The sequence below is a fragment of the Acutalibacter sp. LFL-21 genome, from assembly GCF_025630755.1.
Lineage (GTDB): Bacteria > Bacillota > Clostridia > Oscillospirales > Acutalibacteraceae > Acutalibacter > Acutalibacter stercoravium.
Window position 1 is genome coordinate 1 of the sequence record NZ_JAOTNT010000027.1, and the last position, 1,927, is coordinate 1,927.

1 protein-coding gene is annotated in these 1,927 nt (G+C 51.5%); it reads right to left on the bottom strand.

Annotated features, from left to right (window positions below):
• Nucleotides 1-1,126: 1,126 nt before the first annotated feature.
• A partial coding sequence (locus ODJ80_RS13940) for an ATP-binding protein (protein ID WP_263042550.1) occupies nucleotides 1,127-1,927 on the bottom strand: 801 nt, incomplete at its 5' end.

Sequence of the window (1,927 nt, forward strand, 5' to 3'; positions counted from 1 at the left end):
GCTCTCGATTTTCTGCGTTCTTTACCAGCATTTTTATCACCCTACACCATTATACCGCATTTTCTCTCTCAATACGAGAAAAAAGGCCACCAAAAGGTGACCTTTTTCGACAGGCTGAATGGAGAGCAGTATGCTCTCCATTTTTTGTAGGGTTTCTGGACGCCATCCGGTTGTAAGCCAATGGGAAGAAGGATGAAAAATGGCGGGTGTTGTTTACATTCTGGATCTGATGGACTGGAAACTTTCCAAATGTCCAGTGCGGGTATCTCGCAGGGGAAGTACCCCATACAGCCTGTGCGATTGTTCCAGTATTATATCGTAGTCAATATCCATAACCCTTCTGTTTTCTCTTGGATCCTTTGTGACCTGCAGGATAAATTGCACATACACTGCCACAATTTCGCTGGTTTGACAACTTGTGCGCAGAATGATTTGCTCGGACAGGACAATAGGCGCAGTTCGCAGCTCAAGGTACACAGGAATGGGAAAAGCTACATCTTGATTCCTCAAAATGCAGCTTTAATCTCGGGAAGCGTTGAAAAAAAGATGCCCGCTACAAGCGCGGACACAAAGCAAAACGCACCCCAAGAAAATGAGGTGCGCGCGTCTTGGAAGCGGCAGCTTGCCGCTGGCGGAGATGAAGAGATTTGAACTCTTGCGCCGGTTTGAAGCCGACCTACCGCATTTCGAGTGTGTCCGGAATTTCCGAACCTGGCGGAATTTGACGGAAGCTGAGGGAAGCTGCGGGAACCCCAAAAAGCCAGAGTTTCCGCGGGTTTTGAGAAGACAGAAGAGAAAAAAGAGAGGAGATTCCTAGGTCGGGAAGTCCCCGCGGGGAGGGGAAAGTTCTAACGGATTTCTAAGAAACGCCCCGTAGAAAACCCGTAGAAATCCGGAAAAAAGCGCCCCAAAAACCCACACGCTGGCAGTGCGGATTTGGGGGGTGTTTTGGCGGGACAGTCTCCTTGTGCGGCGGGGAGGTCAGAGCTATTGGCAGGAATTTTTCTGTTCTGGGTGATGCGTAGATGTATGGTCCGCCCCCGTGGCTGTGGATGCTGAGGGCCGTGGGGGCGGTCCATCAAGGCTGACAAGCAATCCCCCCTCACAGTGTGAGAGGGGATTTGCGTCACAGCAGCTCTCTTGTTTTTCTGGCGAGATAAAGCGGGATGTTCGTAATCTCGCCGTCCTTGCGATACCCCCGCTTGGAAAAGCGGATGGCGTGTTCAGGGTGGTGTTCGGCGATATACCGCTTAAAGGAAGGTGCGGACTTATCTTCGCCTCCCTTTGCCTCGATGGGGATGATCTCTGTGCCGTTTTGAAGCACGAAGTCGATCTCACCGGCTTTGGTTGAGTAATAGCGGGGCTCCACTTCAAATTGACCGCGAAGCTGCTGCAAGACATAGTTCTCGGTCAGCGGCCCTTTGAACTGATAGTCCGCTTTCAGCAGGATGGCGCTGTTGTCGATACCCGCCATGTGCTTGAGCAGCCCTGTATCAAACAGGAACAGCTTGAATTGATCGAGCTTGTCAAAGGCGGAAAGGGGATGTTCCATCTTGGAGACATTGTAAATGCGGTTGAGCATACCGGCTGAGACAAGCCATTCGATGGCTTCTTCAAAGTCCCGCGCCCGGCCGCCCTGCCGGACAGCTCCGTAGATAAACTTTTCGTTGGATTTGGCGAGCTGGGAGACAATGCTGCGGAACACCATCAGGATGCGCCCGCTGTTCACCTTTCCGTTATGCTTCCCAAAGTCGTTTTCGTAAATTTCCACCAGTTCTCGCTGGATTCGGGAAACCGCTGCCGGGTCTTTATGGTTGACCCAGGATACAACGCATTCCGGCATCCCGCCAATAATCAGATAGTAGTCGTAGGCTTCCAGCAAGCGGTTGTGGAAAATTTCCTCAATGGTCTGATCCTTCTGGATGCT